The organism is Pseudonocardia sp. DxW, from assembly GCF_058448985.1.
Window position 1 is genome coordinate 67,295 of the sequence record NZ_JBZFLK010000017.1, and the last position, 24,115, is coordinate 91,409.

17 protein-coding genes, 2 pseudogenes and 1 riboswitch are annotated in these 24,115 nt (G+C 74.7%); of the genes and pseudogenes, 12 read left to right on the forward strand and 7 right to left on the reverse strand.

Annotated features, from left to right (window positions below; translation table 11 throughout):
* Nucleotides 1-61: 61 nt before the first annotated feature.
* From ACVJO7_RS24370 to ACVJO7_RS24415, 10 genes and pseudogenes are all read left to right on the forward strand, one after another.
* The gene (locus ACVJO7_RS24370; RefSeq protein WP_491674805.1) at nucleotides 62-178 is read left to right on the forward strand and encodes an SDR family oxidoreductase; all 117 of its coding nucleotides are present in this window, start codon (nucleotides 62-64) and stop codon (nucleotides 176-178) included.
* 41 nt (nucleotides 179-219) lie between these two features.
* A pseudogene (locus tag ACVJO7_RS24375) lies at nucleotides 220-1,811 on the forward strand ((2,3-dihydroxybenzoyl)adenylate synthase).
* A gap of 34 nt (nucleotides 1,812-1,845) precedes the next feature.
* Nucleotides 1,846-2,049 (forward strand): annotated as a pseudogene (locus tag ACVJO7_RS24380) (phosphopantetheine-binding protein); the annotation flags it as partial.
* A 110-nt stretch (nucleotides 2,050-2,159) separates the two neighbouring features.
* Nucleotides 2,160-3,200, forward strand: coding sequence for an ABC transporter substrate-binding protein (locus ACVJO7_RS24385; RefSeq protein ID WP_491674806.1), 1,041 nt, complete (start codon nucleotides 2,160-2,162; stop codon nucleotides 3,198-3,200).
* On the forward strand, nucleotides 3,197-4,234 hold the full coding sequence (locus ACVJO7_RS24390; protein WP_491674807.1) for a FecCD family ABC transporter permease: 1,038 nt from the start codon (nucleotides 3,197-3,199) through the stop codon (nucleotides 4,232-4,234). Before ACVJO7_RS24385 ends, ACVJO7_RS24390 begins: the two co-directional genes overlap by 4 nt.
* 32 nt (nucleotides 4,235-4,266) lie before the next feature.
* Nucleotides 4,267-5,307 carry a FecCD family ABC transporter permease gene (locus ACVJO7_RS24395; protein WP_491674808.1) on the forward strand — a complete coding sequence of 347 codons (1,041 nt, stop codon included), beginning with the start codon at nucleotides 4,267-4,269 and terminating at the stop codon, nucleotides 5,305-5,307.
* Nucleotides 5,304-6,086, forward strand: a complete 783-nt coding sequence (locus tag ACVJO7_RS24400) for an ABC transporter ATP-binding protein (RefSeq protein ID WP_491674809.1) — start codon at nucleotides 5,304-5,306, stop codon at nucleotides 6,084-6,086. Before ACVJO7_RS24395 ends, ACVJO7_RS24400 begins: the two co-directional genes overlap by 4 nt.
* Before the next feature lie 48 nt (nucleotides 6,087-6,134).
* Nucleotides 6,135-7,712 (forward strand): ABC transporter substrate-binding protein, encoded by a 1,578-nt coding sequence (locus ACVJO7_RS24405; RefSeq protein WP_491674810.1) that lies wholly within the window; start codon nucleotides 6,135-6,137, stop codon nucleotides 7,710-7,712.
* 13 nt (nucleotides 7,713-7,725) lie between these two features.
* The gene (locus tag ACVJO7_RS24410) at nucleotides 7,726-8,703 is read left to right on the forward strand and encodes an ABC transporter permease (protein WP_491674811.1); all 978 of its coding nucleotides are present in this window, start codon (nucleotides 7,726-7,728) and stop codon (nucleotides 8,701-8,703) included.
* Nucleotides 8,700-11,153 (forward strand): ABC transporter ATP-binding protein/permease, encoded by a 2,454-nt coding sequence (locus ACVJO7_RS24415; RefSeq protein WP_491674812.1) that lies wholly within the window; start codon nucleotides 8,700-8,702, stop codon nucleotides 11,151-11,153. The genes ACVJO7_RS24410 and ACVJO7_RS24415 overlap by 4 nt, the downstream gene beginning before the upstream one ends.
* 1 nt (nucleotide 11,154) lies before the next feature.
* On the opposite strand, the gene ACVJO7_RS24420 is transcribed toward ACVJO7_RS24415, so the two are convergent.
* From ACVJO7_RS24420 to ACVJO7_RS24430, 3 genes are all read right to left on the reverse strand, one after another.
* On the reverse strand, nucleotides 11,155-12,243 hold the full coding sequence (locus tag ACVJO7_RS24420) for a ribonucleotide-diphosphate reductase subunit beta (protein ID WP_491674813.1): 1,089 nt from the start codon (nucleotides 12,241-12,243) through the stop codon (nucleotides 11,155-11,157).
* A 5-nt stretch (nucleotides 12,244-12,248) separates the two neighbouring features.
* Complete coding sequence (locus ACVJO7_RS24425) at nucleotides 12,249-15,161, reverse strand: ribonucleoside-diphosphate reductase subunit alpha (RefSeq protein WP_491674814.1); 2,913 nt, start codon at nucleotides 15,159-15,161, stop codon at nucleotides 12,249-12,251.
* Between the two features lie 115 nt (nucleotides 15,162-15,276).
* Nucleotides 15,277-15,480: riboswitch (cobalamin riboswitch) on the reverse strand.
* Between the two features lie 245 nt (nucleotides 15,481-15,725).
* The gene (locus ACVJO7_RS24430; RefSeq protein ID WP_491674815.1) at nucleotides 15,726-16,511 is read right to left on the reverse strand and encodes a class I SAM-dependent methyltransferase; all 786 of its coding nucleotides are present in this window, start codon (nucleotides 16,509-16,511) and stop codon (nucleotides 15,726-15,728) included.
* Nucleotides 16,512-16,555: 44 nt separating this feature from the next.
* Between ACVJO7_RS24430 and ACVJO7_RS24435 the strand changes: the two genes are divergently transcribed.
* Together ACVJO7_RS24435 and ACVJO7_RS24440 are read left to right on the forward strand one after the other, a co-directional pair.
* The gene (locus ACVJO7_RS24435) at nucleotides 16,556-17,260 is read left to right on the forward strand and encodes a phytanoyl-CoA dioxygenase family protein (protein ID WP_491674816.1); all 705 of its coding nucleotides are present in this window, start codon (nucleotides 16,556-16,558) and stop codon (nucleotides 17,258-17,260) included.
* Nucleotides 17,261-17,377: 117 nt separating this feature from the next.
* Nucleotides 17,378-17,740 carry a four-helix bundle copper-binding protein gene (locus ACVJO7_RS24440; protein ID WP_491674817.1) on the forward strand — a complete coding sequence of 121 codons (363 nt, stop codon included), beginning with the start codon at nucleotides 17,378-17,380 and terminating at the stop codon, nucleotides 17,738-17,740.
* Between the two features lie 614 nt (nucleotides 17,741-18,354).
* Here ACVJO7_RS24440 and ACVJO7_RS24445 read toward each other — a convergent pair.
* The 4 genes from ACVJO7_RS24445 to mdo all read right to left on the reverse strand — a co-directional run bounded on the left by ACVJO7_RS24445 (nucleotide 18,355) and on the right by mdo (nucleotide 23,988).
* Nucleotides 18,355-20,004 carry an ABC transporter substrate-binding protein gene (locus ACVJO7_RS24445; protein ID WP_491674818.1) on the reverse strand — a complete coding sequence of 550 codons (1,650 nt, stop codon included), beginning with the start codon at nucleotides 20,002-20,004 and terminating at the stop codon, nucleotides 18,355-18,357.
* A gap of 52 nt (nucleotides 20,005-20,056) precedes the next feature.
* On the reverse strand, nucleotides 20,057-21,580 hold the full coding sequence (gene madC / locus ACVJO7_RS24450) for a MadC family VWA domain-containing protein (protein WP_491674819.1): 1,524 nt from the start codon (nucleotides 21,578-21,580) through the stop codon (nucleotides 20,057-20,059).
* A complete protein-coding gene (locus ACVJO7_RS24455) occupies nucleotides 21,577-22,626 on the reverse strand; it encodes a MadB family AAA-type ATPase (protein ID WP_491674820.1) in 1,050 nt (349 codons plus the stop codon). Before ACVJO7_RS24455 ends, madC begins: the two co-directional genes overlap by 4 nt.
* A gap of 90 nt (nucleotides 22,627-22,716) precedes the next feature.
* On the reverse strand, nucleotides 22,717-23,988 hold the full coding sequence (gene mdo, locus ACVJO7_RS24460) for an NDMA-dependent methanol dehydrogenase (RefSeq protein ID WP_491674821.1): 1,272 nt from the start codon (nucleotides 23,986-23,988) through the stop codon (nucleotides 22,717-22,719).
* Between the last annotated feature and the right edge of the window lie 127 nt (nucleotides 23,989-24,115).

Consider the following 24,115-nt stretch of genomic DNA (forward strand, 5'->3'; position numbering starts at 1 on the left):
GCTGGACCGGGGCGCCGCCGTCGTCGGCACCGCCGGGGCGCTGGCCGGTGACGGTGCGCGGGTGCTGCCGCTGGCCGCCGACGTCGCCGCCGCCGTGCTGTTCCTGGCCGGGGACACCGCGCGGCACATCACCATGCAGGCCCTGACCGTCGACGGCGGCGCGAGCCTCGGCCTGTGACACCCCGGCCTGTACCGGACCGCCACCCGGAAGGACATGCGTTGACCGATCCCGAGCACGTGCCGTGGCCGCCGGAGGTCGCCGACCGCTACCGCGCGCTCGGCCACTGGCGCGGCGAGACGTTCGGGGCCTGGCTGTCCGGGCTCGCCGCGGCGCCCCCGGAGCGCACCGCGGTCGTCGGCCGCACCGGCCCGGTGGCGCAGCAGTGGACCGTCGCCGAACTGGACGACCGGGCACGCCGGCTCGCGGCCGGGCTGCACGACCTCGGCGTCCGGCCGGGCGACAACGTGGTGCTCCAGCTGCCGAACGTGCCGGAGTTCCTGCCGGTGGTGTTCGCGCTGTTCCGGCTCGGCGCCCGGCCGGTGTTCGTGCTGCCCGCGCACCGCGGCACCGAGCTGCGCCACGTCGCCGAGTGGTCCGCGGCGATCGCCGTGATCACCGTCGACGCGCACGCCCGCTTCGACCACGGCGCGCTCGCCAGGGCCACCGCCGACGCGGTCGGGTCGGTCCGGGAGGTGGTCGTCCTGGACACCGGATCGGGCGGCACCACCGCGGGCACGGCCGGGCTGGCCGAGCTGGCCGCCGCCCCCGCCCGCGAGCTGCCCGCCCGCGACCCGGGCGAGGTGGCGTTCCTGCAGCTCTCCGGCGGGTCCACCGGGCTGCCCAAGCTGATCCCGCGCACCCACGACGACTACCTCTACAGCGTCCGGGAGAGCGCCCGGATCTGCGGCCTGCGCCCGGACAGCGTGTACCTGGCGGCGCTGCCGGTGGCGCACAACTTCCCGCTCAGCTCGCCGGGCGTGCTCGGGGCCCTGCACGCCGGAGCGGCCTCGGTGCTGGCCCCGGCGCCGGACCCGGCCACCGCGTTCGAGCTGGTCGAACAGGAGCGGGTGACGATCACCGGTCTGGTCCCGCCGCTGGCCGCCGCCCGGATCGGCCCGGCGCTGGGCTGCCGGCTGCAGCAGGTCTTCGGGATGGCCGAGGGCCTGGTCAACTACACCCGCCTCGACGACCCGGACGAGCTCGTCCTGACCACCCAGGGCCGCCCGATCTCGCCGGACGACGAGATCCGGATCGTCGATCCCGACGACCCGGCCGCACCGTCCGACGCGCTGGTGGAGCCCTGCCGGGCCGGGGCGCTGCTCACCCGCGGCCCGTACACCATCCGCGGCTACTACCGGGCCGCCGCGCACAACGCGACGGCGTTCACCGCGGACGGCTTCTACCGCACCGGCGACCTGGTGCGGCGCCGCCCGACCGGGCACATCGAGGTCGTCGGCCGGGTGAAGGAACAGATCAACCGGGGCGGCGAGAAGGTCGCCCCGTCCGAGGTGGAGGACCACCTGATGGCGCACCCGGACGTGCTGGACGCCGCCGTCGTCGGTGTCCCCGACGAGTACCTCGGCGAGCGCACCCAGGCGTGGGTGGTGCCCCGCCCCGGTGGTGCCCCGACCGGCGCCGTGCTGCGGCGTTTCGTCCGCGAGCGCGGGGTGGCCGCGTTCAAGGACCCCGACCTGGTCGAGATCGACCCGCGTTCCCGGTCACCGGGGTCGGCAAGACCAGCAGGCGCGAGCTGCGCGCGGCACTGCAGGACCGCACGGCGGCCGGAACCGGCCCCGACGACGAGGAGTGAACCGATGACCCTGCCGATCGAGGAACGGATCCGGGCCGACGTCGCCGAGCTGCTCGGCTGCGATCCGGCGACCATCGGCCCCGACGACGACCTGCTCGACCTGGGCCTGGACCCGGTGCGGATCATGTCGCTGGTCGAGCGCTGGCGCGCCGAGGGCAATCCGGACCTGAACTTCCCCGATCTCGCCGACGAGCCGGTGCTGCGCCGGTGGACGGAGCTGCTGCGCGCCGCCCGATGACCGGGTGACGTTCCGGACAAAATCCGGCCGCACGATGGATCTCACGACATCCAGGACATATGAACAACTTGTCAGGTGTCTTGTGAGCCCGTCGACGCTGTGGAGCCGCGATGTCCCCCCGGTCCGTTCCCCGCCGGATCCTGCCGGTCGCCGTCGCGGCCGCCGCCGCACTGGTCCTCACCGCCTGCGGCGGCCCGCCGGCGCCCGACGCGCCCGCCGCGGGCAGCGGCGAGCCGGTGACCGAGGTCAACTGCGGGATCGAGGTGACCGTCCCGGAGCCGCCGCAGCGGATCTACGCCTTCTACCAGCCGGCGATCGAGACGCTGCACGCGCTCGGCGTGAGCGACCGGCTGGTCGGCACCGCCTACCTGGACGCGCCGGTGCTGGCCGAGTTCACCCAGGCGCAGGAGGCGGTCCCCCACGTCCCCGATCTCCCCACCCGGGAGGCGCTGCTCGCCACCGAACCCGACTTCGTGCTGTCCGGGTACAACAACTCGTTCGCGGCGAGCGGCAACGAGACCGTCAGCACCCGGGCGGACCTGGCCGAGCTGGGCGTCCGGACCTGGATCAACGCCCCGCTGTGCCCGACCGAGGACGGCGCCTCCGACGAGGCCATCGATCCGGCCCAGGTGTCGATGGACACCATCTACGACGACCTGCGCTCGCTGGGCAGGATCCTCGGGGCCGAGGAGCGGGCCGGCGAGCTGGTCGCCGACCTGCAGGCGCGGGTGGCCGCGGTGCAGGAGCGGGTCGAGGGCAGGCCCGCGCCGCGGGTCGCGATCCTGCTCAACGACGACGACGGCAGCTACCGGGTGGCGTCGGGCATCGACTTCGGCAGCCGGATCCTGGAGATGGCCGGCGCCGAGAACGTGTTCGCCGACCTGACCGAGCGCCGGCACGTGGCGGTGTCGAAGGAGGAGCTGATCGCCAGGGACCCGGACGTCATCCTCACCTCCACCTGCTGCGATCCGGCCACCGTCGACGCCGACGGGGAGGCCGACGTCGCGCAGATCCTGGGCGATCCGGCGCTGTCGGGCAGCACCGCCGTCCGGGAGGGTGCGGTGCACGCGTTCCTGTTCGCGGACCGGGCCGCCAGCCTGCGCGCTCCCTACGCCGCCGAGCGGGTCGCGGACCTGGTCCACCCGGAGTGAGCGTCGCCGCCCCGGTCCGGCCGCCCACCGGGGTCCGGGTCCGCGCGGCCGCGCCCTGGGCGCTCCCGGCGGCGGTGCTGCTGGTCGCGGTCGCGGTCGTCGCCTCGCTGAAGGTGGGCGCCCGCCCGCTGGCCTGGGCCGAGCTGCACGCCGGGCTGCTGCACTTCAGCGGGACGCAGTCCGACATCGTCGTCCGGCACATCCGGCTGCCGCGCACCGTCGCCGGGCTGCTGGCCGGGGCCTGCCTCGGGCTGGCCGGCGCGGTCGCGCAGGGCGTCACCCGCAACCCGCTGGCCGGGCCGGGCACACTCGGCGTGAACGCCGGCGCGGCCGGCGCGATGATCGCCGTCATCGCGCTGACCGGCGTCGGGTCGCTGAGCGGCTACGTCTGGTTCGGCTTCCTCGGCGGCGCGATCGCGGCCGCGGCGGTCTACGCGATCGGCGGCTCCGGCCGGGACGGCGCGACCCCGGTGAAGCTGGCACTCGCCGGCGCCGCCGTCTCCGCCCTGATCATGGCGATGACCTCGGCGTTCGTCCTGCTCGACCGGGACCTGTTCGCGCGCTACCGGTACTGGGTGATCGGGTCGCTGGCGCGGGCCGATCTGGTCACGGTCGGCCAGGCGGTGCCGTTCGCGGTGGCCGGGGTGCTGCTCGCGGTGGTCCTGGTGCGCCGGCTCGACGCGGTCGCGCTCGGCGACGACACCGCCCGCAGCCTGGGTGCCCGGCCGGGCGTGACCCGGGTGACCGGCCTGGTCGCCGTCGTGGTGCTGGCCGGGACGGCGACCGCGGTGGCCGGCCCGGTCGCGTTCGTCGGGCTGGTCGCGCCGCACGCGGCCCGGCTGCTCGTCGGGACGGCGCACCGGTGGGTGCTGCCGCTGTCCGCGCTGCTGTGCGCGGCGGTGGTGCTGCTCGCCGACGTCGCCGGCCGGGTGGTGCTCGCCCCCGAGGAGGTCCAGATCGGGGTGACGGCGGCGCTGCTGGGCGGGCCGGTGTTCCTGTACCTGGTGCGGACCCGGAAGGTGGCCGCCTTATGAGTCGATACGGCCCTGTGAGTCGATACCGCCCTGTGAGTGGCGGTACGGTGGTGCTGCGCCGCGGGCCGTTCTCGGCCCGGTTCGGGCTGCGCGGACTGCTGCTCGCCGTGGCGACCTGGCTGGGTGCGGTGCTGGTCGCGCTGTGGGCGACGACGGTCGGCCAGTACCCGGTGCCGCTGCCGACCGTGCTGGACACGCTCGCCGGCAACGGCACCCTGATCACCTACGACGTGGTGGTGAACCACCGCATCCCGCGTGCGCTGACCGGGGTGCTGGTCGGGGCGGCGTTCGGCGTCGCCGGCGGGGTGCTGCAGCGCCTCGCGCACAACCCGCTGGTCAGCCCGGACGTGATCGGGATCAACGCGGGCGCCTCGGCCGGCGCGGTGCTGATGATCATCGGGTTCGGGGCGACCGCGGCCTGGGTGACCGGCGGCGCGCTCGCCGGGGCCGCGGTGGCGGCCGTCGCGGTGTACGCGATCGCCTACCGGGGCGGCTTCTCCGGCTACCGGCTGGTGCTGGTCGGGATCGGGGTGGCCGCGATCCTCGGCGCGGCGGCAACCTTCCTGCTCAGCCGGGCCGACTTCAACGCCGCCTACCAGGCCGCGGTCTGGCTGGTCGGCAGCCTGGCCGGCCGGTCCTGGCCCGATGTCGTGCCGGTCGCCGCCGGGCTGTGCCTGCTGCTGCCGCCGATGCTGGCGCTGACCCGCAGGCTGGCCGTGCTCGAGCTCGGCGACGACCTGGCCCGCGCGCTGTCCCCGCGGGTCGGCCGGGCCCGGGCCGGGCTGCTGGCCGGTGCGGTCGGGCTGTCCGCGCTGGCCACCGCGTCCGCCGGGCCGGTCGGGTTCGTGGCGCTGGTGGCGCCGCAGATCGTCCGCCGGGTGCTGCGCGACCGCAGCCCCGGCCTGCTCGCCTGCGCCGGGACCGGGGCGCTCGTGGTGGTGACCGCCGATCTGGTGGCGCGCACCGCGTTCGCGCCGCGCGAGCTCCCGGTCGGCGTGCTCACGGCGCTGGTCGGGGCGCCCGTGCTCATCGCGCTGCTGGTGCGCGGCAACCGGATCGGAGCGAGCGGATGACCCTGAGCTGCCATCACCTGAGCCTGGGCTACGCGGCCGGGGAGCCGGTCGTCGACGGGCAGTCGGTGCGGATCCCGGACGGTCGGATCACTGTGATCGTCGGCCCGAACGCCTGCGGCAAGTCCACCCTGCTGCGCGGCCTCGCCGGGCTGATGCGCCCGCAGGCCGGCCGGGTGCTGCTGGACGGCACCGAGCTGTCCCGGCTGCCCCCGACCGAGCTCGCCCGCCGGGTCGGGGTGCTGCCGCAGCAGCCGACCGCGCCGGACGGGATCACCGTCGCCGATCTCGTCGGGCGTGGGCGGCATCCGCACCAGCGCTGGTTCCGGCAGTGGTCGCCGGACGACGAGGAGGCCGTCGGTGCCGCGCTGGCCGCGACCGGGCTGGCCGATCTGGCGGACCGGCCGGTGGCCGAGCTGTCCGGCGGGCAGCGCCAGCGGGCCTGGATCGCGCTGGTGCTGGCCCAGCGCCCGGAGACGATGCTGCTCGACGAGCCGACCACGTTCCTCGATCTGGCGCACCAGCTCGACGTGCTGGAGCTGCTGCGCACGGTGAACGTCGAGCAGGGCCGCACGGTGGTGATGGTGCTGCACGACCTGGAGCTGGCCGCGCGCTACGCGCACCACCTGATCGCGATGGCCTGCGGCCGGATCGTCGCCGAGGGGGAGCCGGGCGAGATCGTCACCGAGGAGCTGGTGTCGTCGGTGTTCGGGGTGGACGCGCTGGTGACGACCGATCCGCTGACCGGCACGCCGCTGGTGCTGCCCCGGCCACGAAGGTGATGTGACTCACTGCAGACTTGAGTAGCTGTTCATGTATCAATCTTCTTCATGAGGATCGACGAACTCGCCCGGCGGACGATGCTGTCGCGGCGGGCACTGCTGCTCGGTGCGGCCGGCCTGGCCGGCGCGGTCGCGCTGGGCGGGTGCGGGAGCAGCACGGAACCGGCCGCGCCGGACGCCGGCCCGCCGCGCCCCGGCGGCCGGCTGCGGGTCGCGCTGGCCGGGCAGTCGCCGTCGGCGGACGTGCTGGACCCGCACGTCGCCGGATCGGCCGCCGCCGGCGCGATCGCCAAGAACGTCTGGGACCGGCTCGTCGCCTACGAGAACGACCTGACGCTGCGCTACCGGCTCGCCGAGTCGCTGGAGCCGAACGCCGACGGCAGCGAGTGGCGGATCACCCTGCGGTCCGGCGTGCGGTTCAGCGACGGCAGCCCGCTCACCTCGCGGGACGTCCTGTACAGCATCGAGCGGATGCTCGACCCGGCAAAGCCGTCCTCGGCCGACCTGTCCATGGTGGACCTGTCCCGGACCAGGGCGGACGGCGATCTCGCGGTGCAGGTCGCGCTGTCCGAGCCGCTCGCCGATCTCGGTTCGGTGCTGGCCGGCTGGTACGTCTACGTCGTCAAGGAGGGCAGCGACACCTTCGACGCGTCGTCGCTGCCGGTCGGCACCGGGCCGTTCGTGCTCCGCGAGTGGGCACCGGGGGAGCGGGCGCTGCTGGTGCGCAACCCGGAGTACCGGGACGGCGTCGCGCACCTCGACGAGGTCGAGATCCTGCAGATCGCGGAGCCGGAGGCGCGGGTGAACGCGCTGCGCTCCGGCGAGGTCGACATGATCGACCAGACCCCGCCGCTGCACGCCAGGACGCTCGCCGACGACGGGACGTTCCGGCTGGTCGAGCCCCGGCTCGGCACCATGGCGGCACTCCAGATGCGGGCCGACACCCCGCCGTTCGACGACGTCCGGGTCCGGCAGGCGCTGCGCCTGGCCGTCGACCGGCAGGCCATGGCCGACACCGTGTACCTGGGGTTCGCCGAGGTCGGCAACGACCTCTACGGGCTGGGCGCGCCGTTCTACGCGAGCGACATCCCGCAGCGCGCGCACGACCCGGCCGGGGCCCGCGAGCTGCTCCGCCAGGCCGGGCAGGAGAACCTGACCGTCACCCTCACCACCGCCGACTCCAGCCCCGGCCAGCTGGACTCGGCGACGCTGTTCGCCGAGCAGGCCCGCGAGTCCGGGATCACGGTGAACCTGGAGACCGTCCCGGCCGACAACTACGCCGCGCAGGTCTCCGGGCAGCGCCCGCTCACCCACAACAACTGGTGGAACTACAGCCTGGACTACTTCTACGGCCAGACCACCGTCTCCGACGCCCCCGGCAACGCCGGCTGGCGCGACCCGGAGTGGGACGCGACCTTCCTGGCGGCCCGCGGCACGCTCGACGTCGACGAGCGGGCCGCGCTCTACACCGAGCTGCAGCAGACGCTGTTCGACACCGGCGGCCTGATCGTGCACAACTTCGTCAAGCAGCCGGCCGGGATCGCGCCGTCGGTGCAGGGCGTGCCCGAGTTCGTCCTCGGCAACGACGACTGGGCGAGCTACCGCGGCGTGTGGCTCTCGGCGTGACAGGACCCGGCCGGTGATCCGGTACCTGCTCGGCCGGCTCGCCGGCGCGGCGCTGGTGCTCGTCGTGGTGGCGGTCGTGGTGTTCGGGCTGTTCGAGACGCTGCCCGGGGACGCCGCCGAGACGATCCTGGCGCAGAGCGGCCGTTCCGGCGCGCTGCCGCCCGAGCAGGTCGCCGCGCTGCGCGCCGAGCTCGGGCTGGACCGCGGCCCGGTCGAGCGGTTCGGGTCCTGGGCCGGCGGGCTGCTGCGCGGCGATCTCGGCAGCTCGCTGCTGTCCGGCCGCCCGGTCGCCGACGTGCTCGGCGCCCGGATCGGCAACAGCCTGGTGCTCGCGTCGGTCACGGTGGCGCTGCTGTTCCCGCTGGCGCTGGGCCTCGGCGTGCTCGCCGGGGTCCGCGCCGGGACCCGCACCGACCGGGCGGTGAGCACCGGCGCGCTCACCGCGGAGGCGGTGCCGTCGTTCGTGATCGGGGTGGTGCTGATCGCGGTCGTCGCGCTCGGCTGGCGGCTGCTGCCCGCGGTGTCGCTGGTGCCGTCCGGGACGAGCCCGCTGGCCCGCCCCGAGGTGCTCGTGCTGCCGGTGCTCGCGCTGCTCGCCGGGCTGGTGCCGCATCCGGTGCGGGTGATCCGGGCGCGCACCGCCGAGCTGGTCGCCGGGGAGCCGCTGCGCACGGCGGCGCTGCACGGCGTCGGGCACACCCGGCTGTTCGCCCGCTACGTGGCCCCGGTCGCGCTGGCCGCGGCGCTGCCGCCGATCGCCGGATCGGTGGCCGGGCTGGTCGGCGGGGTGGCCGTCGTCGAGACCGTGTTCTCCTACCCGGGCCTGGCCCAGGAGCTGGTGCGGGCGATCGCGCTGCGCGACTTCCCGGTCGTCGCGGCGGCCGCGGTGCTGATGGCGGTGTTCGGCGTGACGGTGCACCTGCTCGCCGATCTCGCCGCGCTGGCCGCCAGCCCGCTCGCCCGCCGCGCGGTCCTGGACGGGCGCCGGTGAGCCGCCGGGGCCCGGCCGCACCCGGAACCGGGCGGCAGGACGCTCCCGGCACCGGGCCGGAGAACGGGCCCGGTCCGGGTGCCGGGTGGCGTGATCCCGGCCGGCTGGTCGCCGTGGGCCTGGCCGTGCTGGTCGTGCTGGTCGCGGCCGGGCCGTTGCTGGCCCCGTGGGACCCGGGCGCCACCGTCGGCGTCCCGTTCGACGGCCCGTCCGCCGGGCATCTGCTGGGCACCGACCGGCTCGGCCGCGACGTGCTGTCCCGGGTACTGCACGGCGGCTGGCGGCTGGCGCTGATCACCGTGACCGCGCTGGCCGCGGCCTACCTGGTCGGCTTCCCGGCCGGGCTGCTCGCCGGGCTGCGCCGGTCCGCGGACGGTTGGATCATGCGGCCGGTCGACGTGCTCGTCGTGCTGCCCTGGTTCCTGGTGCTCGCGGTGCTGGCGACGGCGGCCGGCCGCGGCGCCCCGGCGCTGGTCGCCGCCGGGGCGCTCACCGCGCTGCCGTGGGTGGTGAAGGTGGTCCGCGGCGCCGTGCTGGAGGAGGCGTCGGCCGGGTACGTCGAGGCGGCGCAGGCCCGGGCCGAGCCGCTGCGCCGGATCGCCTTCCGCGAGGTGGCCCCGAACATCGTCCCGGTGGTCGCCGCGGACGCCGGGATGCGGCTGACGGCGACCCTGTCGGTGGTCACCGCGGGCGGCTACCTGGGGCTCGGGCTGCCGCCGAACACCCCGGACTGGGCGCTGGACATCGCCGCGAACCAGGGCGGGCTGACCGTGCAGCCTCCGGCGGTGCTCGCCCCGGCCCTGATGATCGTGCTGCTGGTGGTGTCGGTGAACCTGCTGGCCGACTCGCGCGCCGCCCGGGACACCCCGCGCCGGCCGGTGCCGGTCCCGCTGCGGGCCGGGGACGGCCCGGACGCGCTGGTCGCGCCGGGGCTCTCGGTGCACGACGCCGGCGGCCGCCCGCTGCTGTCCGGGATCGACCTGGTGCTCGGCGACGGCCGCGGGCTGGCCGTGGTCGGGCCGTCCGGGTCGGGCAAGAGCACCCTGGTCCGCGCGGTGACCGGGGCGCTCGCACCCGGGCTGCGGGCCGGCGGGACGGTCCGGTTCGGCGGCGGTCCCGGCCGTCGCGCCGTCGGCTGGGTCCCGCAGGACCCGGCGCTCGGGCTGAGCCCGTCGGTGCGGATCGGCACCCAGGTCCGCGACGTGCACCGCGCGCACGGCGCCGGGACCGGCCGGGACGCGGTGTCCGCGACGCTGCGCGGGGTGGGGCTGCCCGGCGACCCGGCATTCCTGCGCCGCTACCCGCACCAGCTCTCCGGTGGCCAGCAGCAGCGGCTGCTGCTGGCGCTCGCCCTGGTCGGCGACCCGAACCTGCTGGTGCTCGACGAGCCGACGACCGGGCTCGACCCGGACACCGCGGCGGCGGTGCTGGACCTGGTGCGCGGGCGGCGGGCCCGCGGCGTCGCGCTGCTCGTCGTCACGCACGACCTGGCGGCGGTCCGCGATCTCGTCGACGACGTGCTCACCGTGGTCGACGGTGCTCCGGCCGGGCCGCAGGCCATCACCCCGGTGCGGACCGCCCTGGCACAGGCCGTCCCTGCGCAGGCCGCCCTGACACAGACCACCCCTGCGCAGGCCGCCTTGGCGCAGACCGCCCCTGCGCAGGCCGCCGCGGGGACGCGCCCGTCCGCCGGGACCGCCCCGGCGCCGCTGCTGCGGGTCCGCGGGCTGACCGCCGGGTACCGGGCGCATCCGGTGCTCGACCGGGTCGATCTCGACGTCGGCGCCGGCGAGTGCGTCGGGCTGGTCGGGAACTCCGGCGCGGGCAAGAGCACCCTGGCCCGCTGCCTTGTCGGGCTGCACCGCCCGGACGATGGCACCGCCACCCTGGACGGGGTGCCGCTGGCCGGTCGCGCCGGGGCCCGGACCCGGGCCCAGCGCGGCGCCGTGCAGTACGTGTTCCAGAACCCGGCCCGCTCGCTCAACCCGCGCCGCACCGTCGCCGCGGAGCTCGCCGCCCCGATCCGGATCTTCGGGACGCCGGCGCCGCCGGCCGTGCTGCTGGAGCGGGTCGGTCTGGCCGCGGACCTGCTCGACCGGCGCACCGACCGGCTCTCCGGCGGCCAGCAGCAGCGGGTCGCGCTGGCCAGGGCACTGGCGGCCGGGCCGCGGCTGCTGGTGTGCGATGAGATCGTGTCCTCGCTGGACCCGGCGAACCGGCGGGCGATCCTGGACCTGCTGGGTGAGCTGCGCCGGTCCGAGGGGCTGGCGGTGCTGTTCGTCAGCCACGACCACGAGGCGGTCGACGCGCTCGCCGACCGAGTGCTCGTCGTCGACGGCGGGACGCTGCTGCCCGCCGCCGCCGAGATGCGCGTCAGCGCGAAATGTCGATCACATCCGGACACTGATGCGCATCTCGGCGGTCGGGCCGGTGGCCGTCCGGCTCAGTGACTCAGTCCCACTCCAGGGAGCCGCCGGTGCGGTACTCGGTCACCCGCGTCTCGAAGAAGTTCTTCTCCTTCCGCAGGTCCATCGCCTCGCTCATCCACGGGAACGGGTTCTCGGCCTGCCCGAACAGCGGCGCGAGCCCGATCTGCTCGGCCCGCCGGTCGGTGATGAACCGCAGGTACTGCTCGCACGACTCGGCGGTCAGCCCGAGCATCCCGCGCGGCATGGTGTCGCGAGCGTAGGCGATCTCCAGCTCGCACGCCTCGTGCAGCATGCCGCGGATCTCCGTGGCGAACTCCGGCGTCCACAGGTGCGGGTTCTCGATCTTGATCTGGTTGATGCAGTCGATGCCGAAGTTCAGGTGGATGGACTCGTCGCGCAGGATGTACTGGTACTGCTCGGCGATCCCGACCATCTTGTTGCGTCGCCCGAGGGCCAGGATCTGGGCGAAGCCGGTGTAGAACCACATGCCCTCGAACACCACGTAGAACGCGATCAGGTCGCGCAGGAACGCCCGGTCGTTCTCCGGGGTGCCGGTGCGGAAGTCCGGATCGGACAGCGCCTGGGTGTAGCGCAGCGCCCAGGTGTCCTTGTCGGTGATCGAGGGGACCTCGCGGTAGGCGTTGAACAGCGCGCCCTCGTCGAGCCCGAGCGACTCGCAGACGTACTGGAAGGTGTGCGTGTGCACGGCCTCCTCGAACGACTGGCGCAGCAGGTACTGCCGACACTCGGGGTTGGTGAGGTGCCGGTAGACGGCGAGCACGATGTTGTTCGCGACCAGCGACTCGGCGGTGGCGAAGAAGCCGAGGTTGCGGGTCAGCATCAGCCGTTCGTCGTCGGTGAGGCCGCCGGGGGTGCGCCAGAGCGCGATGTCGGCCTGCATGGCGACCTCGGTCGGCATCCAGTGGTTGGCGCAGCCGGCCAGGTACTTCTCCCACGCCCAGTGGTACTTCATCGGGAGCAGCTGGTTGACGTCGGTCCGGGCGTTGATCATGCGCTTGTCGTCGGCGTGCACCGGGGCGGCGCCGCGCTCGATCTCACCGAGGCCGGTCGCGTCGGCGGGGTCGGTCCGGGCGCCGGTGGTGCTGTCCACGGTGGTCACTGGCAGGCCTCGCAGTCGGGGTCGTCGATCGAGCAGGCGGCGGCGGGATCGAGATCGAGCTCCATGCCGCCGGCGGTGGAGCCCGCCGGGGCCGGCGGGGTGCCGTTCACCGGGACCGCCGGGGCGGTGCCTGCCGGGGAGCCGCCCGCGCCGGCGCTGCTCGGCACCCCGGTGAGCCGCCCGTCGGTGCCCTTGAGGGTGGACTTCTCCACCGACGTCGCGGCCCGGGTCCGCAGGTAGTAGGTGGTCTTGCAGCCGCTGCGCCAGGCCAGCCGGTACAGCTCGTCGAGCTTGCGGCCGCTCGGACCGGCCAGGTAGAGGTTCAGCGACTGGGCCTGGTCGAGCCACTTCTGCCGGCGCGACGCGGCCGCGATCAGCCGGCGCGGCTCGATCTCGAACGCCGTCGCGTACAGCTCCTTGAGGTCGGCGGGCACCCGGTCGATCTCGGCCAGCGAGCCGTCGAAGTACTTCAGGTCGGCGACCATCACCTCGTCCCAGAGCCCGCGTTCCTTGAGGTCGCGGACCAGGTGCGGGTTCACCACGGTGAAGTCGCCGGACATGTTGGACTTCACGTACAGGTTCAGGTGGATCGGCTCGATCGACTGGGCGACCCCGCAGATGTTCGAGATCGTCGCGGTCGGGGCGATCGCGAGCACGTTGGAGTTGCGCATGCCCTGGCGCCGGACCGTCGCACGCAGGGTGTCCCAGTCGAGGGTGGTGGAGCGGTCGACGTCCAGCTCGCCCTCCTCGCGGGCGGCCGCGAGCAGTTCCAGCGAGTCGATCGGCAGGATGCCGCGGCTCCACAGCGAGCCGTCGAACGAGGCGTAGCGGCCGCGCTCTACCGCGAGGTCCGACGACGCGGCGATCGCGTGGAAGCTGAGCGCCTCGGCGCTGCGGTCGGCGAACTCGACGGCGGCGTCGCTGCCCGGCGCGATCCGCTGCAGGAACAGCGCGTCGGCGAAGCCCATCATCCCCAGGCCGACCGGGCGGTGCCGCAGATTGGACCGGCGGGCCTCCGGGATCGTGTAGAAGTTGATGTCCACGACGTTGTCCAGCATCCGGACGGCCGTGGTGACCGTGCGCCGCAGCTTGTCGGCGTCGAGCCCGTCCGGCCCGGTGTGCGCGGCCAGGTTCACCGAGCCGAGGTTGCAGACCGCGACCTCGCCGTCCGGCCCGGCCTGGGTGTTCAGGGTGATCTCGGTGCACAGGTTCGACGAGTGCACCACCCCGGCGTGCTGCTGCGGGCTGCGCAGGTTGCACGGGTCCTTGAAGGTGATCCACGGGTGCCCGGTCTCGAACAGCATGGTCAGCATCCGGCGCCACAGGTCGACCGCGCGCACCGTCCGGTGCACCCGGATCTCGCCGCGGCCGGCGGCGGCCTCGTACTCGCGGTAGCGCCGGGCGAACGCGGTGCCGTAGAGGTCGTGCAGGTCGGGGACCTCGTCCGGGGAGAACAGCGTCCAGTCCGCGTCGGCCTGGACCCGGCGCAGGAACTCGTCGGGAACCCAGTTCGCGGTGTTCATGTCGTGCGTGCGGCGCCGGTCGTCGCCGGTGTTCTTGCGCAGGTCGAGGAACTCCTCGATGTCGACGTGCCAGGTTTCCAGGTAGGCGCACGCGGCGCCCTTGCGCTTGCCGCCCTGGTTGACCGCGACGGCGGTGTCCCCGGCGATCTTGAGGAACGGGACGACGCCCTGCGAGACGCCGTTGGTGCCGCGGATGTGCGCGCCGAGGCCGCGGACCGGGGTCCAGTCGTTGCCCAGGCCGCCGGAGTACTTCGCGAGCAGCGCGTTGTTGCGGTAACCGCCGAAGATGGAGTCCAGGTCGTCGTCGACGGTGGTGAGGAAGCACGACGACAGCTGGGCCCGGGTGGTGCCCGAGTTGAACAGCGTCGGGGTGGACGCCATGAAGTCGAAGCTCGACAGCAGCTCGTAGAACTCGATCGCGCGCGCCTCGCGATCGACCTCGCGGATCGCCAGGCCCGTCGCGACCCGCAGGAAGAACGCCTGCGGCAGCTCGAAGCGGGTGCCGCGCTCGTGCAGGAGGTAGCGGTCGTAGAGGGTCTGCAGGCCGAGGAAGCCGATCTGCAGGTCGCGCTCGGGGCGGACCGCGGCGGTGACCCGGTCCAGGTCGAACGTGGCGAGCTCCGGATCGACCAGCCCGATGTCGATCGCGCGGCGCAGGTAGTCCCTGGTGTAGGAGGCGTACCGCTGCGTCATCGTGGCCTGGTCGGGCGTCTCCCGGGTGCCGGACAGGTGTGACACGGCCTCGGTGCGCAGCCGGTCCAGCAGCAGCCGGGACGCGACCAGCGAGTAGTCCGGTTCCCGCTCGACCAGCGTGCGGGCGGCCATGACGAGTGCCTGGGACAGCTCGTCGGCGGTGATGCCGTCGTAGACGGTGCGGTCCAGCTCGGCGAGCACCGGCTCCGGCGAGACGTCGTCGATGCCCGCGCACGCCTCGGCGAGCACGGTGTCGACCCGGTCGCGGTCCAGCGGGACCCGGCTGCCGTCCGGCTGGGTGACGTGCACGGTCGGTGTGCCCGGGGCGGCGGGTGCGGCGTCGCGGGCCTGTGCGTGCTGCTCCCGGTAGAGGACGTAGGAGCGGGCGACCTTGTGGTGCCCGCCGCGCATCAGGGCCAGCTCGACCTGGTCCTGGATCTGCTCGACGTGCACGCCGGGCGCGGGATGCCGGGCGAGTGCCGCGACGACCTGGTCGGTCAGCTCGCCGACGAGATGGTGCAGCCGCGACGACGCCGCAGCCGGGCCACCCTCGACGGCCAGGAACGCCTTGGTCATCGCGACCGAGATCTTGCCGGCGTCGAAGGTGGTCTCGGAGCCGTCACGGCGGATCACCCGCAGGCCGGGCGGGGCCGTGCCGTGCGCGGATGCAGGGGGAGCGGTGCTTGCGGTCACGGGTCTCTCTCCTCGCGAGTCGCCGTCGGTCCGTGACCCGCGCGAGGAGGCGACGACGGTCCGGGACCGCCGCACCCTGGCGCCCTCCCGCGAGGCCCCGGAGCTGCGCACGCCGGCGGCGCGCGCACCGGTGGCAGGTCTTCGGACTCACGGGCGTCGTGCACGCTCCTACTGGCCGTCGCTTCCCGGGATCGCTCCCAGTGCTCGTTGACGGCGGTCGTTCCCGTTCACCGCTGCGGGGCAGTCCCGGATTCGCACCGGGTTCCCTGTTGCCTCACCGGCCCGGGCGGGCCGGTGAACCACCAGCGCCGCGGACACTACATCTTGGGGCGGTCGCCGTTCGAGACCCCAAGGAGTCGGTGTGGTGCGACGAATCGTCACCGCCGGTGAACGGTGCAGGTCGGCCCCGGCGGGTCGGTCCGGTGGACGACGACGGGTCACCCGGGCGGGTGATGCGCGTCGCGCCGGTGGCCGTCGCCTCGGTCGCCGTGGTCGTCGTCGTGGTCGTCGTCGTGGTCGTCGCCGCGATGTGGCCGGCCGGGCCGGCCGGGCCGGGCGGCGCCGTCACCGGGTCGGCGCGGTCGCATCGACGACGAGGAACTCCGCGTCGAGCCGGACCGGCCGGTCCGCCGGTCCGGCGAGTGCCTCGACGTCGTCGAACATCGCGCTCGCGCGCCCGCCCAGCCCGGTCGCGGCGGCGGCGTGCGCGGGGGAGTGCCGGCGCAGGAAGGTGGTCATCGCCGCCGGCGAGTCGAAGTGCCACGGCAGCCGGTGTGCGGAGACCCGGATCCCGGCGAATCCGGCCAGCCGCCGGCGCGCCGTGTCCGGGACTCCCCAGTCGAGCGGGTCGGCGACCCCCGGCGGGGTGCCGGTGTGCGCCCGCATCGCCGTGGTCATCCGCCCCATGAACCCGTCCGGCGTCCACGCCGTGAAGGCCAGCCGGCCCCCCGGCGCGAGCACCCGGCGCAGCTCGGCCAGTGCGGTCTCCGGCCGCGGGGCGAAGATCAGTCCGAAGCTCGACACGACGACGTCGGCGCTGCCGTCCGGCAACGGTAGGTCCTCCGCGTCGGCCTCCAGCCAGACGATCCCGGTCCCCGCGGTCCGCTCCCGGCCGAGCTCGACCATCCGGGGTGCGAGATCGGTCGCGAGCACCGCGGCGCCCCGCTCCCGGAGCATGAGCGCGGCGGTGCCGGTACCCGCGGCGACATCGAGCACCTGCTCGGTGCCGCCGGGTGCGACGGTGTCGACCAGGGCACGGGATGCGGGTGCGAGTCGCGCGGCGAGCGGGCGGTAGTCCGCGCCGCCCCACAGGCTGCGCATGGCGGTCGTGTACCCATCGGGATCGGTCACCACAAAATAGTATCGATATCCATGTTCAACAAGGAAGGTGTGGGATGCCCGGATTCGAGATCTGCCGTGGAGTGTTCACCGGTGACGAGCTCGCCGGGCTCCGCGACGCCGTGGAGGCCGCGGTGGCGCTGGCCGCTGCGGCCGACGTCGTGCACGAGACGGTGTCCGGTGACGGCCGTCGGATCGCCACCACGGTCGGCCTGCGCGGTGGGGCGCCGACGTCGGTGCACCGGGAACCCGGCGGCGACGTGGTGCGCAACCTGCGCCCGGTCGCGCATCTCGACGACCGGCTCGCCCGCTGTGCCGAGGATCCGCGGCTGACCGGCCCGGCTGCCCGGATGCTCGGCACGGACCGGGTCGGCCTGCTGACGTCGAAGATCAGTTTCAAGCGGGCCCGGGTCGGTTCGGCGTTCATCTGGCACACCGACCACTCGTTCCTGGCCCGCTTCCTGGATCCGCGGGCTGCCGCCGAGGTGGTCACCGCGATGGTGTTCCTGGACGACGCCGACGACGGCAACGGCGCGCTCCGCCTGGTCCCCGGCAGTCATCGGACCGGTCCACGCCCGGACGGCGAGGGGCCCCGGCCCGGGGAGCCGGCGCCGGTCACGATCCGGGCCGTCGCCGGTGACGTCGTGCTGTTCCCGACGCTGATGCTGCACTCGTCGGGGCCGAACCGGTCCGACCGGGACCGGCGGGCGCTGCTCTGCCTGTTCCAGCCCGCGGGGCGGCCGCACCTGCGGGAGGACTGAGGTCCCGGATCGGGCGGGCCCGGGACTCACCCGACGGAAGACTGAGTTGCCGGGCGCAACGGTGTGTCGGCTGTCAGGCTCGGCCGTGGTGACCGTCACCACGGAGAGGAGAAGGACATGAGCCACGACGTGCTGGAGGCTGCCGGCGTCACGACCCCGGCGGCCGTCGTCGAGATCCTGCACGAGGCCGAGCGGGCGAGCACCGCCTGTGCGTCGGCGATGGTCGGGGCCGGCGGCATGGAGCGCGAGGTGCTGCTCGCGCTGGACTGCGCGGACCTGTGCTCGGCCGCCGCGCGGGTGCTGTGCCGGAGGCACGGGGACGAGGCCGTCGCCCGGGCAGCGGTGGAGGCCGCGATGCTCGCCTGCGAGGCGAGCTCGGCGGCCTGCGGCGCGCACGCCGGCCATCACGAGCACTGTCGGCGACACTCCGAGATCACCCGGGACGCCGCCGCGCTCCTGCGGGAGCAGGGCGGCGGCTGACGGTCGGCGCCGTCGACCGGTGCCGGCCCCCGGCCGGTGGTGCGGGGCCCACCGGCCGGGACCGTCGACGGCGCCGCCCGGCCGGTCCGCCCGCCGGCGGTCGGGCCGGCCCGCCGCCCGGCCGGCCGGCCGGCGGAACGGTGCTGGGGTGCGTTCCGCGGAACGCGGTCGAGCAGGCGGGTTCCGAAGGATCACCGGGTCGCGGGACGGGCCGTGGTGCGTTCCGCGGAACGCGAGCGGGGTGGTCCGGGAGTGCTGCGGTTCGCGGTCAGCCGGCGGTGCCGGCCGGGCGCTCCTTCCCGCGGAGGCGTTCCGCGGAACGCCGGATCGAGGGATCCCGCACCCCTGGTTGCCTGCCGACTCCGCGTTCCGCAGCAGCCCTACGTTCCGCAGCTCCCCGTTCCCCATGCCCGTCTCCCGCGTGTCCGTGTCCCGCAGATCGGCGGACGGCGTTCCGCGGAACGCGAGTCGAGAGGCCGGGTGTCGGCCACCGCCCCACACCGAGCCGCGGCCACCGCCCCATGCCGGGCGTCGGGCATCGACCCGTGCCGGGCGTCGGGTACCGACCCATGCCGGCCACCGACCCCGCGGCGCACCCCCGGGGCGCCCGCCCATCACCCCCGCCGGGCGCGGTCGAACCTGGCCCAGCGCACGGTGTCCGGCCGGGCCGGCTCCATCCCGTCCAGGTCGGCGGAGATCCCGACGTGCTCGTCGCCGTCCGACCAGACGGTCGCGGCGTCGCGCAGCAGCACCTGGGCCCGGCGCAGTGCGTCCCCGCGGACGGTGTCGTCCGGGGTGGCGGTGGCCGCCGCCAGCAGCCGGGCGACGTCCGCCCGGGGCGCGTACGGGCGCTCCGCCGGTGGCGGGCCGAGCGGCTCGCCGTCCGCTCCGGTGTCGCTGTCGCTGTCGCCGCCGTCGTTGTCGTTGCCGGTGTCCGGGCCCGGCACCGGGGAGCTGCCCAGTGCCGCGGCGCGCAGGTGCAGCGGGATCGGCTGCGCGGGCACCCGGCGGAACGCGATCCCCGGGGTCGGCTCGGCGCCCACCGGGTCCGGCTCGCGGGGCTCGGCGAACAGCCCGATCTCCTCCAGCTGCTCGCCGATCACCGCCGCCGCCGGCCGGGACAGCGGATCGAACGGGTCGAACAGCAGTGGCACCGTGATCCCGGTCGCGCCGGCCGCGGCGACCAGCTCGGCGGCCCGGCCTGCGTCGCGCTCCACCGGCGGGACGTCGGCCGGATGGTGCTCCAGGCCCGGACCGAACAGGTCGTCGCCGGGATCGCCGAGGTCCAGCAGCACCCGCCGGACCAGCGCCTCCCGGTCGATGCCCAGCCGCACCGCCTCGCGCAGCCGCGGATCGTCGAACAGCGCCCCGGCCGGGCCGCCACCGTCCGGGACGGTCCCGTCGCCGCCCAGATCGGCCCGGCCGAGCCGGTCCGCCCGGCCGCTGCCGACCTCCAGGAACCGGGTCGCCGAGCCGGGCGCGGACAGGATCCGGGTCCCGGTCCGGCCCATGATCCGGCGCACGCTGTGCGGGAACAGGTCGTGCGCGTAGTCGACGCGGCCCTCGATGAGTGCCTGGAAGCGGTTCTCCTCGTCGTCGTCGACCAGGAACCGCAGCTCCGGCGACGCCGCAGCGCCCAGCCAGTGCCCGTCGTGGCGCAGCAGCACCTCCGGCCCCACCGGGTGTGGCCGGAAGGCGCCGGTGCCGACCGGGGCGGCGCCGTCGCCGTCGCGCACGATCCCGGTCCCGGGCGCACCCAGTACCAGCGGGAACAGGAAGTCCGGCGCGCCCAGGACGATCTCCAGCTCGGTCGGCGAGACCGCCCGGCTGGCGGTGAGATCGACCCCGGAGAGCAGCGGGGCGGCGGTCGCCCCGGTGGCCGGGTCGGCGATCCGGCGCAACGACGCCAGCGCGTCGGCCGCGGTGATCGGCCGCCCGTCGTGCGCGACGGCGGCCCGCAGCCGGACCCGCCACCGGGTGCCGGTCGGGTCCGGCTCCACCGACTCGGCCAGGTGCGGCACCGCGCGCATCTCCGGCGACCAGACCAGCAGCGTGTCCGCGACGGCCGCGGCGCGGGCCCGGTCCACCGGCCGCCAGACGTGGTGCGGGTCCGGCGGCGGGAGCGGCCCGGCCCCGGCGAACAGCACGGTGAGCGGCGGCGCGGTGGTGTCGGCCGCGGCACCGCAGGCGGCGAGCGCCGGGATCCCGGCCAGTGCGGCCGCGGCACCGGTGACGCGCAGGAACGATCGACGGGTCAGGGCCACCGCACCAGGGTGCCCGTTCGGTCGGCGCGCCCCGCATCGGGTCGGGGCCGGTTCAGGACAGGGCGTGGCCGAGTTCGCCGGCCCCGGCCAGCAGCTCGTCGGCGTCCCGGGCGACCAGCACGTGATCGACGGTCCCGGCGTACTCGCCCATCGCGCACGACGCCTGGTCCCAGTAGCGGCGCGGCTCCGGCGTGATCCAGCCGACCCGGTAGGCCCGGCGCGCCAGCCGGCGCAGCTCGTCGGTGCCCGGCGGCAGGCCGTTGGACCGGGCGTCGCCGACGAACAGCACCGCGGTCCGGTTGTCCACCGCGTCGGCGAACCGCTCGTTGATCCCGCCCAGCACGCGGCCGTAGTCGCTGGTGGCGTCCAGGTCCAGGCCGGGTGCGGCCAGCACCGCGGCGAGCGCCCGGTCGTCGTGCGCGCGCAGCAGCAGACCGGTGACGTCGACCGGGGCGTCGACGAAGGCCAGCACCCGGCAGCGGAACGCCTGCCGGTGCAGGGTCCTGGCCAGCCGCAGCACGAACGCGGTGATCGACCGGACCGACAGCGACACGTCGGCGACGACGAGCAGCCGCACCCGGTCCGGCACCTTCCGGCGGACCAGCAGGTGGAACGGCACGCCGTCGCTGCGCATGCTGCGCCGGACGGTGTGCCGGACGTCGAGCGGCCCGCGGGCGTGCTCGCGCGGGACCCGGCGCGGCGCACCGCGCATCCGGTGCAGCAGCTCGTGGCAGGCGCGCTGCATGTCGGCGGGCTCCGGGGTGCGGTCGGTGTCCGGCGCCGCGGGCGCGCCCGGGCCGGTCTCGATCCGCTCGGCGAGCTGCGCGACGAACTCGCTGATCGCGTCGACCAGCCGGCCCAGCTGGTTCGCCGAGAGCAGCTCGCCCTCCGGGCCGTCCGCGTAGACGGCGTGCGGGTCGTAGGCGGCGAGCATGGCCAGGACGGCCTCCGGGTCGTCGAGGTCGATCCGGCCCGACACCCGGTCGGCGCCGCCGGACGTCAGCTCCTTCCCGGCCGCCGCCCCGGCCCGTTCCAGGTCCACCGTGTGGGTCGTCCCGCGCCGGCCGCGGTCCTCGGCCGAGGAGACCGAGAGGTCCCGGTCGGACCCGCCGAGCGAGACGTCGTCGTCGTCGCGGTGCGGGTTGAACCCCTTCTCCTGCTCCGGCGCGTCGAGCAGGTCACCGACGTCGGCGGTGCCCGGGTCGTGATCGGCGTAGCGGCCGAGCGGGTCGTCGCCGTCGGCGAGCTCCAGATCGGTCGGCAGTCCCTGCGCGGCCGGTCCGCGCAGGCCGGGCCCGTCCGCGCCGGAGCCGTCACCGGTGCCGGGGAGCGGCCCGAAGAACGCGTCGAAGGCGCGCTCGAAGCCGGGACGTTCGTGCGCGTAGGCGACCGTGACGGCGCGCAGCCCGGTGCGCAGCCGGTCCAGGTCGGACGCGCCGAACATCGCCAGCACCCGCCGGACCTCGATCGCCTCGGCCGGCGACACCGCGACCCGCTGGGTCCGCAGCACCCGGGTGAACGCCGCGGAGAGCACCGAGAGCACCCACGGCCCGGGATCGCGGGCCGGCGCGGTCACCGGCGGCCCCGGCGGTTCCGGTCGGCGGCCGCGCGGGACCCGGTGGAGGCGGCCCGCCCGGCGCAGAAGGCCCCCGCGGTCGACGACGCGCCGTCCGCGGCGACCGGTCCGCCCGCCTGCGGACCGGGGTCCTCGCCGTCCAACCTGCGGATCGCCAGCTCGCGGTCCGAGCCGTACTTGAGCAGCGCGGACAGAAGCGCGGGCCGCACCTTCTCCAGCTCGCCCGCCGAGCCCAGGCCGAGCACCGCGGCGGCCCGGGCCGCGTCGATCACCTCGGAGATCGACGGCGACTTGCGCAGCGGGAACCCGCGCAGCGTGCGGGCCAGCTCCACCACGTCGGCGACGACCTCGGGCGCCACCTGCGGCGCGCGCCGGGACACGATCTCGGCCTCCCGCTCGGGCGTCGGGAAGCCGACCTGGAAGTGCAGGCAGCGGCGCTTCAGCGCCGGGGACAGCTCGCGGGTGTCGTTGGAGGTGAGCACCACCCACGGGACGGAGCGGGCGGTGAAGGTGCCGATCTCCGGGACGGTCACCTGCTGCTCGGCGAGCACCTCCAGCAGCAGCGCCTCCATCGACTCCTCGGTGCGGTCGACCTCGTCGACCAGCAGCACCACCGGGTCCGGGGACAGCACCGCCTCCAGCAGCGGGCGGGTGGACAGGAAGTGCTCGGTGTAGAGCCCGGTGTCCTGCGCCTGCAGCCGGGCGGACGCCTCGGCCATCGTCGTCGTCCCGGACAGCAGCTCGCCGATCCGGTCGCGCAGCATCTGGACGTGCATCAGCTGCTTGCCGTAGTCCCACTCGTAGAGGGCCCGGCCGTCGTCGAGACCCTCGTAGCACTGCAGCCGCACCAGCCGCCGGCCGCTCGCCGCGGCCAGCGAGGAGGCCAGCTCGGTCTTGCCGACGCCGGCCGGTCCCTCCAGCAGCAGCGGCCGTTCCAGCGCGGTCGCCAGGTGGACGACCACGGCGAACTCGGGATCGATGACGTAGTTCTCGCCGGACAGGGCCTCGGTCAGGGTCTCGGGGCTGTCGAACGTGGTCGGGGGCACCGTTCTCCTCGTGCGCGTGCGGGGGCCGCCGCGCCCGGGGGCTGATCCGGGCGCGGCGGCGGGTTCCGTGCGTTCCCTGTGCCGGGGCGTCTAGTACGACCCGGTGAAGGCGTGCTCGACCAGCGGCACCAGCGACTCGACCGTGCACTCGCGGGGGTTACCGGGGGTGCAGTAGTCGCCCATCATGTGCTCGGCGATCCGGTGGACCGTCTTCTCGTCGGTGGGGATGGTGTCCCCGCGGCCGGCGTACTTGCCGGTGTTCATCCGGTTCTTGTCGTAGCTGTCGGACTGCAGCACACCGAAGTTGTCCGGGATGCCGACGTCCTTGGACAGCCGGATCGCCTCCTCGACGGCGGCGTCTGCGGCCTGCACGGTCGTCATGTTGGTGGTGTCGACGCCGAGCGCGGTCGCGATCTTGGCGTACCGCTGGTAGCGCGAGGGCAGGTTGTACTCCCACACCCGGGGCAGCGCGATCGCGTTGTTGAGGCCGTGATGGGTGTCGAAGAACGCCGACACCGCGTGCGACGTCGAGTGGACCAGGCCCAGACCGCCCGAGTTGAACGCCTGCGCCGCGATGTACTGCGCGTGCATCATCTTGGAGCGGGCCTCGAGGTTGCGCGGCTCGTAGGTGGCCTCGCGCAGGTACTGCCCGACCAGCTCGATCGAGTACAGCGCGTTGCCCAGCGAGGGCTCGAAGTCCAATCGGGACACGAACGGCTCGGAACCGTGCGCGAGCACGTCGAACCCGCAGTAGGCGGTGAAGTGCTGCGGGCAGCTGTAGTAGAGCAGCGGGTCGTCCAGCGCCAGGGTGGTGACGACGGCGTCGTCGAACCCGACCCACTTCTGCGGCTTGTCCATGTCGGAGGTGTTGGTGATGACGTAGGCCCAGGAGGTCTCGGACCCGGTGCCCGCCGTGGTGGAGACCGCGATGTGCGGCGGGTTCTCCATGTTCGTGGACTTCGAGAAGCCCTCGAACTCGTTGATGTTGCGGCCGTCGTGTGCGATGACGACGCGGGCGCCCTTCGCGGCGTCGTGCGACGAGCCGCCGCCGATCGAGATGATGCCGTCGCACTTCTCGCTCGTGTAGAGCGCGGCGGCGTCCATGCAGTTGTAGTCCTTGGGGTTGGACTCGACCTGGTCGTAGACGACGACGTCGACGCCCTGGTGCTCGACCTTGCCCTTGAGCTCCTCGATGATGCCGGAGCCGCGCAGGCCCGAGGTGACGAACAGGACCCGCGTCATGCCCAGGTTCTTCGCCTCGACGCCCAGGATGTCGTGCGCGCCGACCCCCAGAAGCGCCCGCGGGAACGGGTGGAACTCCTTGATCGGGAAGTCCCAGATCTGGTTGAGCTCGATGGCCATTGGCTCTCCTCGCGGCCTCGTTGGCGTGCGGACGAGCACAACGGTGGCTGTTGCAGATGACTGGCAACAGCTACGCACGGGTACCTGACCACCTGCCCGTCGGCCCGGTCAGGTTCCCCGTCCGACC

Coding starts and splice junctions, on each gene's coding strand:
- ACVJO7_RS24440 (WP_491674817.1), top strand. CDS start 17,378: ATGAGCCACGACGTGCTGGAGGCTGCCGGCGTCACGACCCCGGCGGCC.
- ACVJO7_RS24400 (WP_491674809.1), top strand. CDS start 5,304: ATGACCCTGAGCTGCCATCACCTGAGCCTGGGCTACGCGGCCGGGGAG.
- mdo (WP_491674821.1), bottom strand. CDS start 23,988: ATGGCCATCGAGCTCAACCAGATCTGGGACTTCCCGATCAAGGAGTTC.
- ACVJO7_RS24385 (WP_491674806.1), top strand. CDS start 2,160: ATGTCCCCCCGGTCCGTTCCCCGCCGGATCCTGCCGGTCGCCGTCGCG.
- ACVJO7_RS24435 (WP_491674816.1), top strand. CDS start 16,556: ATGCCCGGATTCGAGATCTGCCGTGGAGTGTTCACCGGTGACGAGCTC.
- ACVJO7_RS24405 (WP_491674810.1), top strand. CDS start 6,135: ATGAGGATCGACGAACTCGCCCGGCGGACGATGCTGTCGCGGCGGGCA.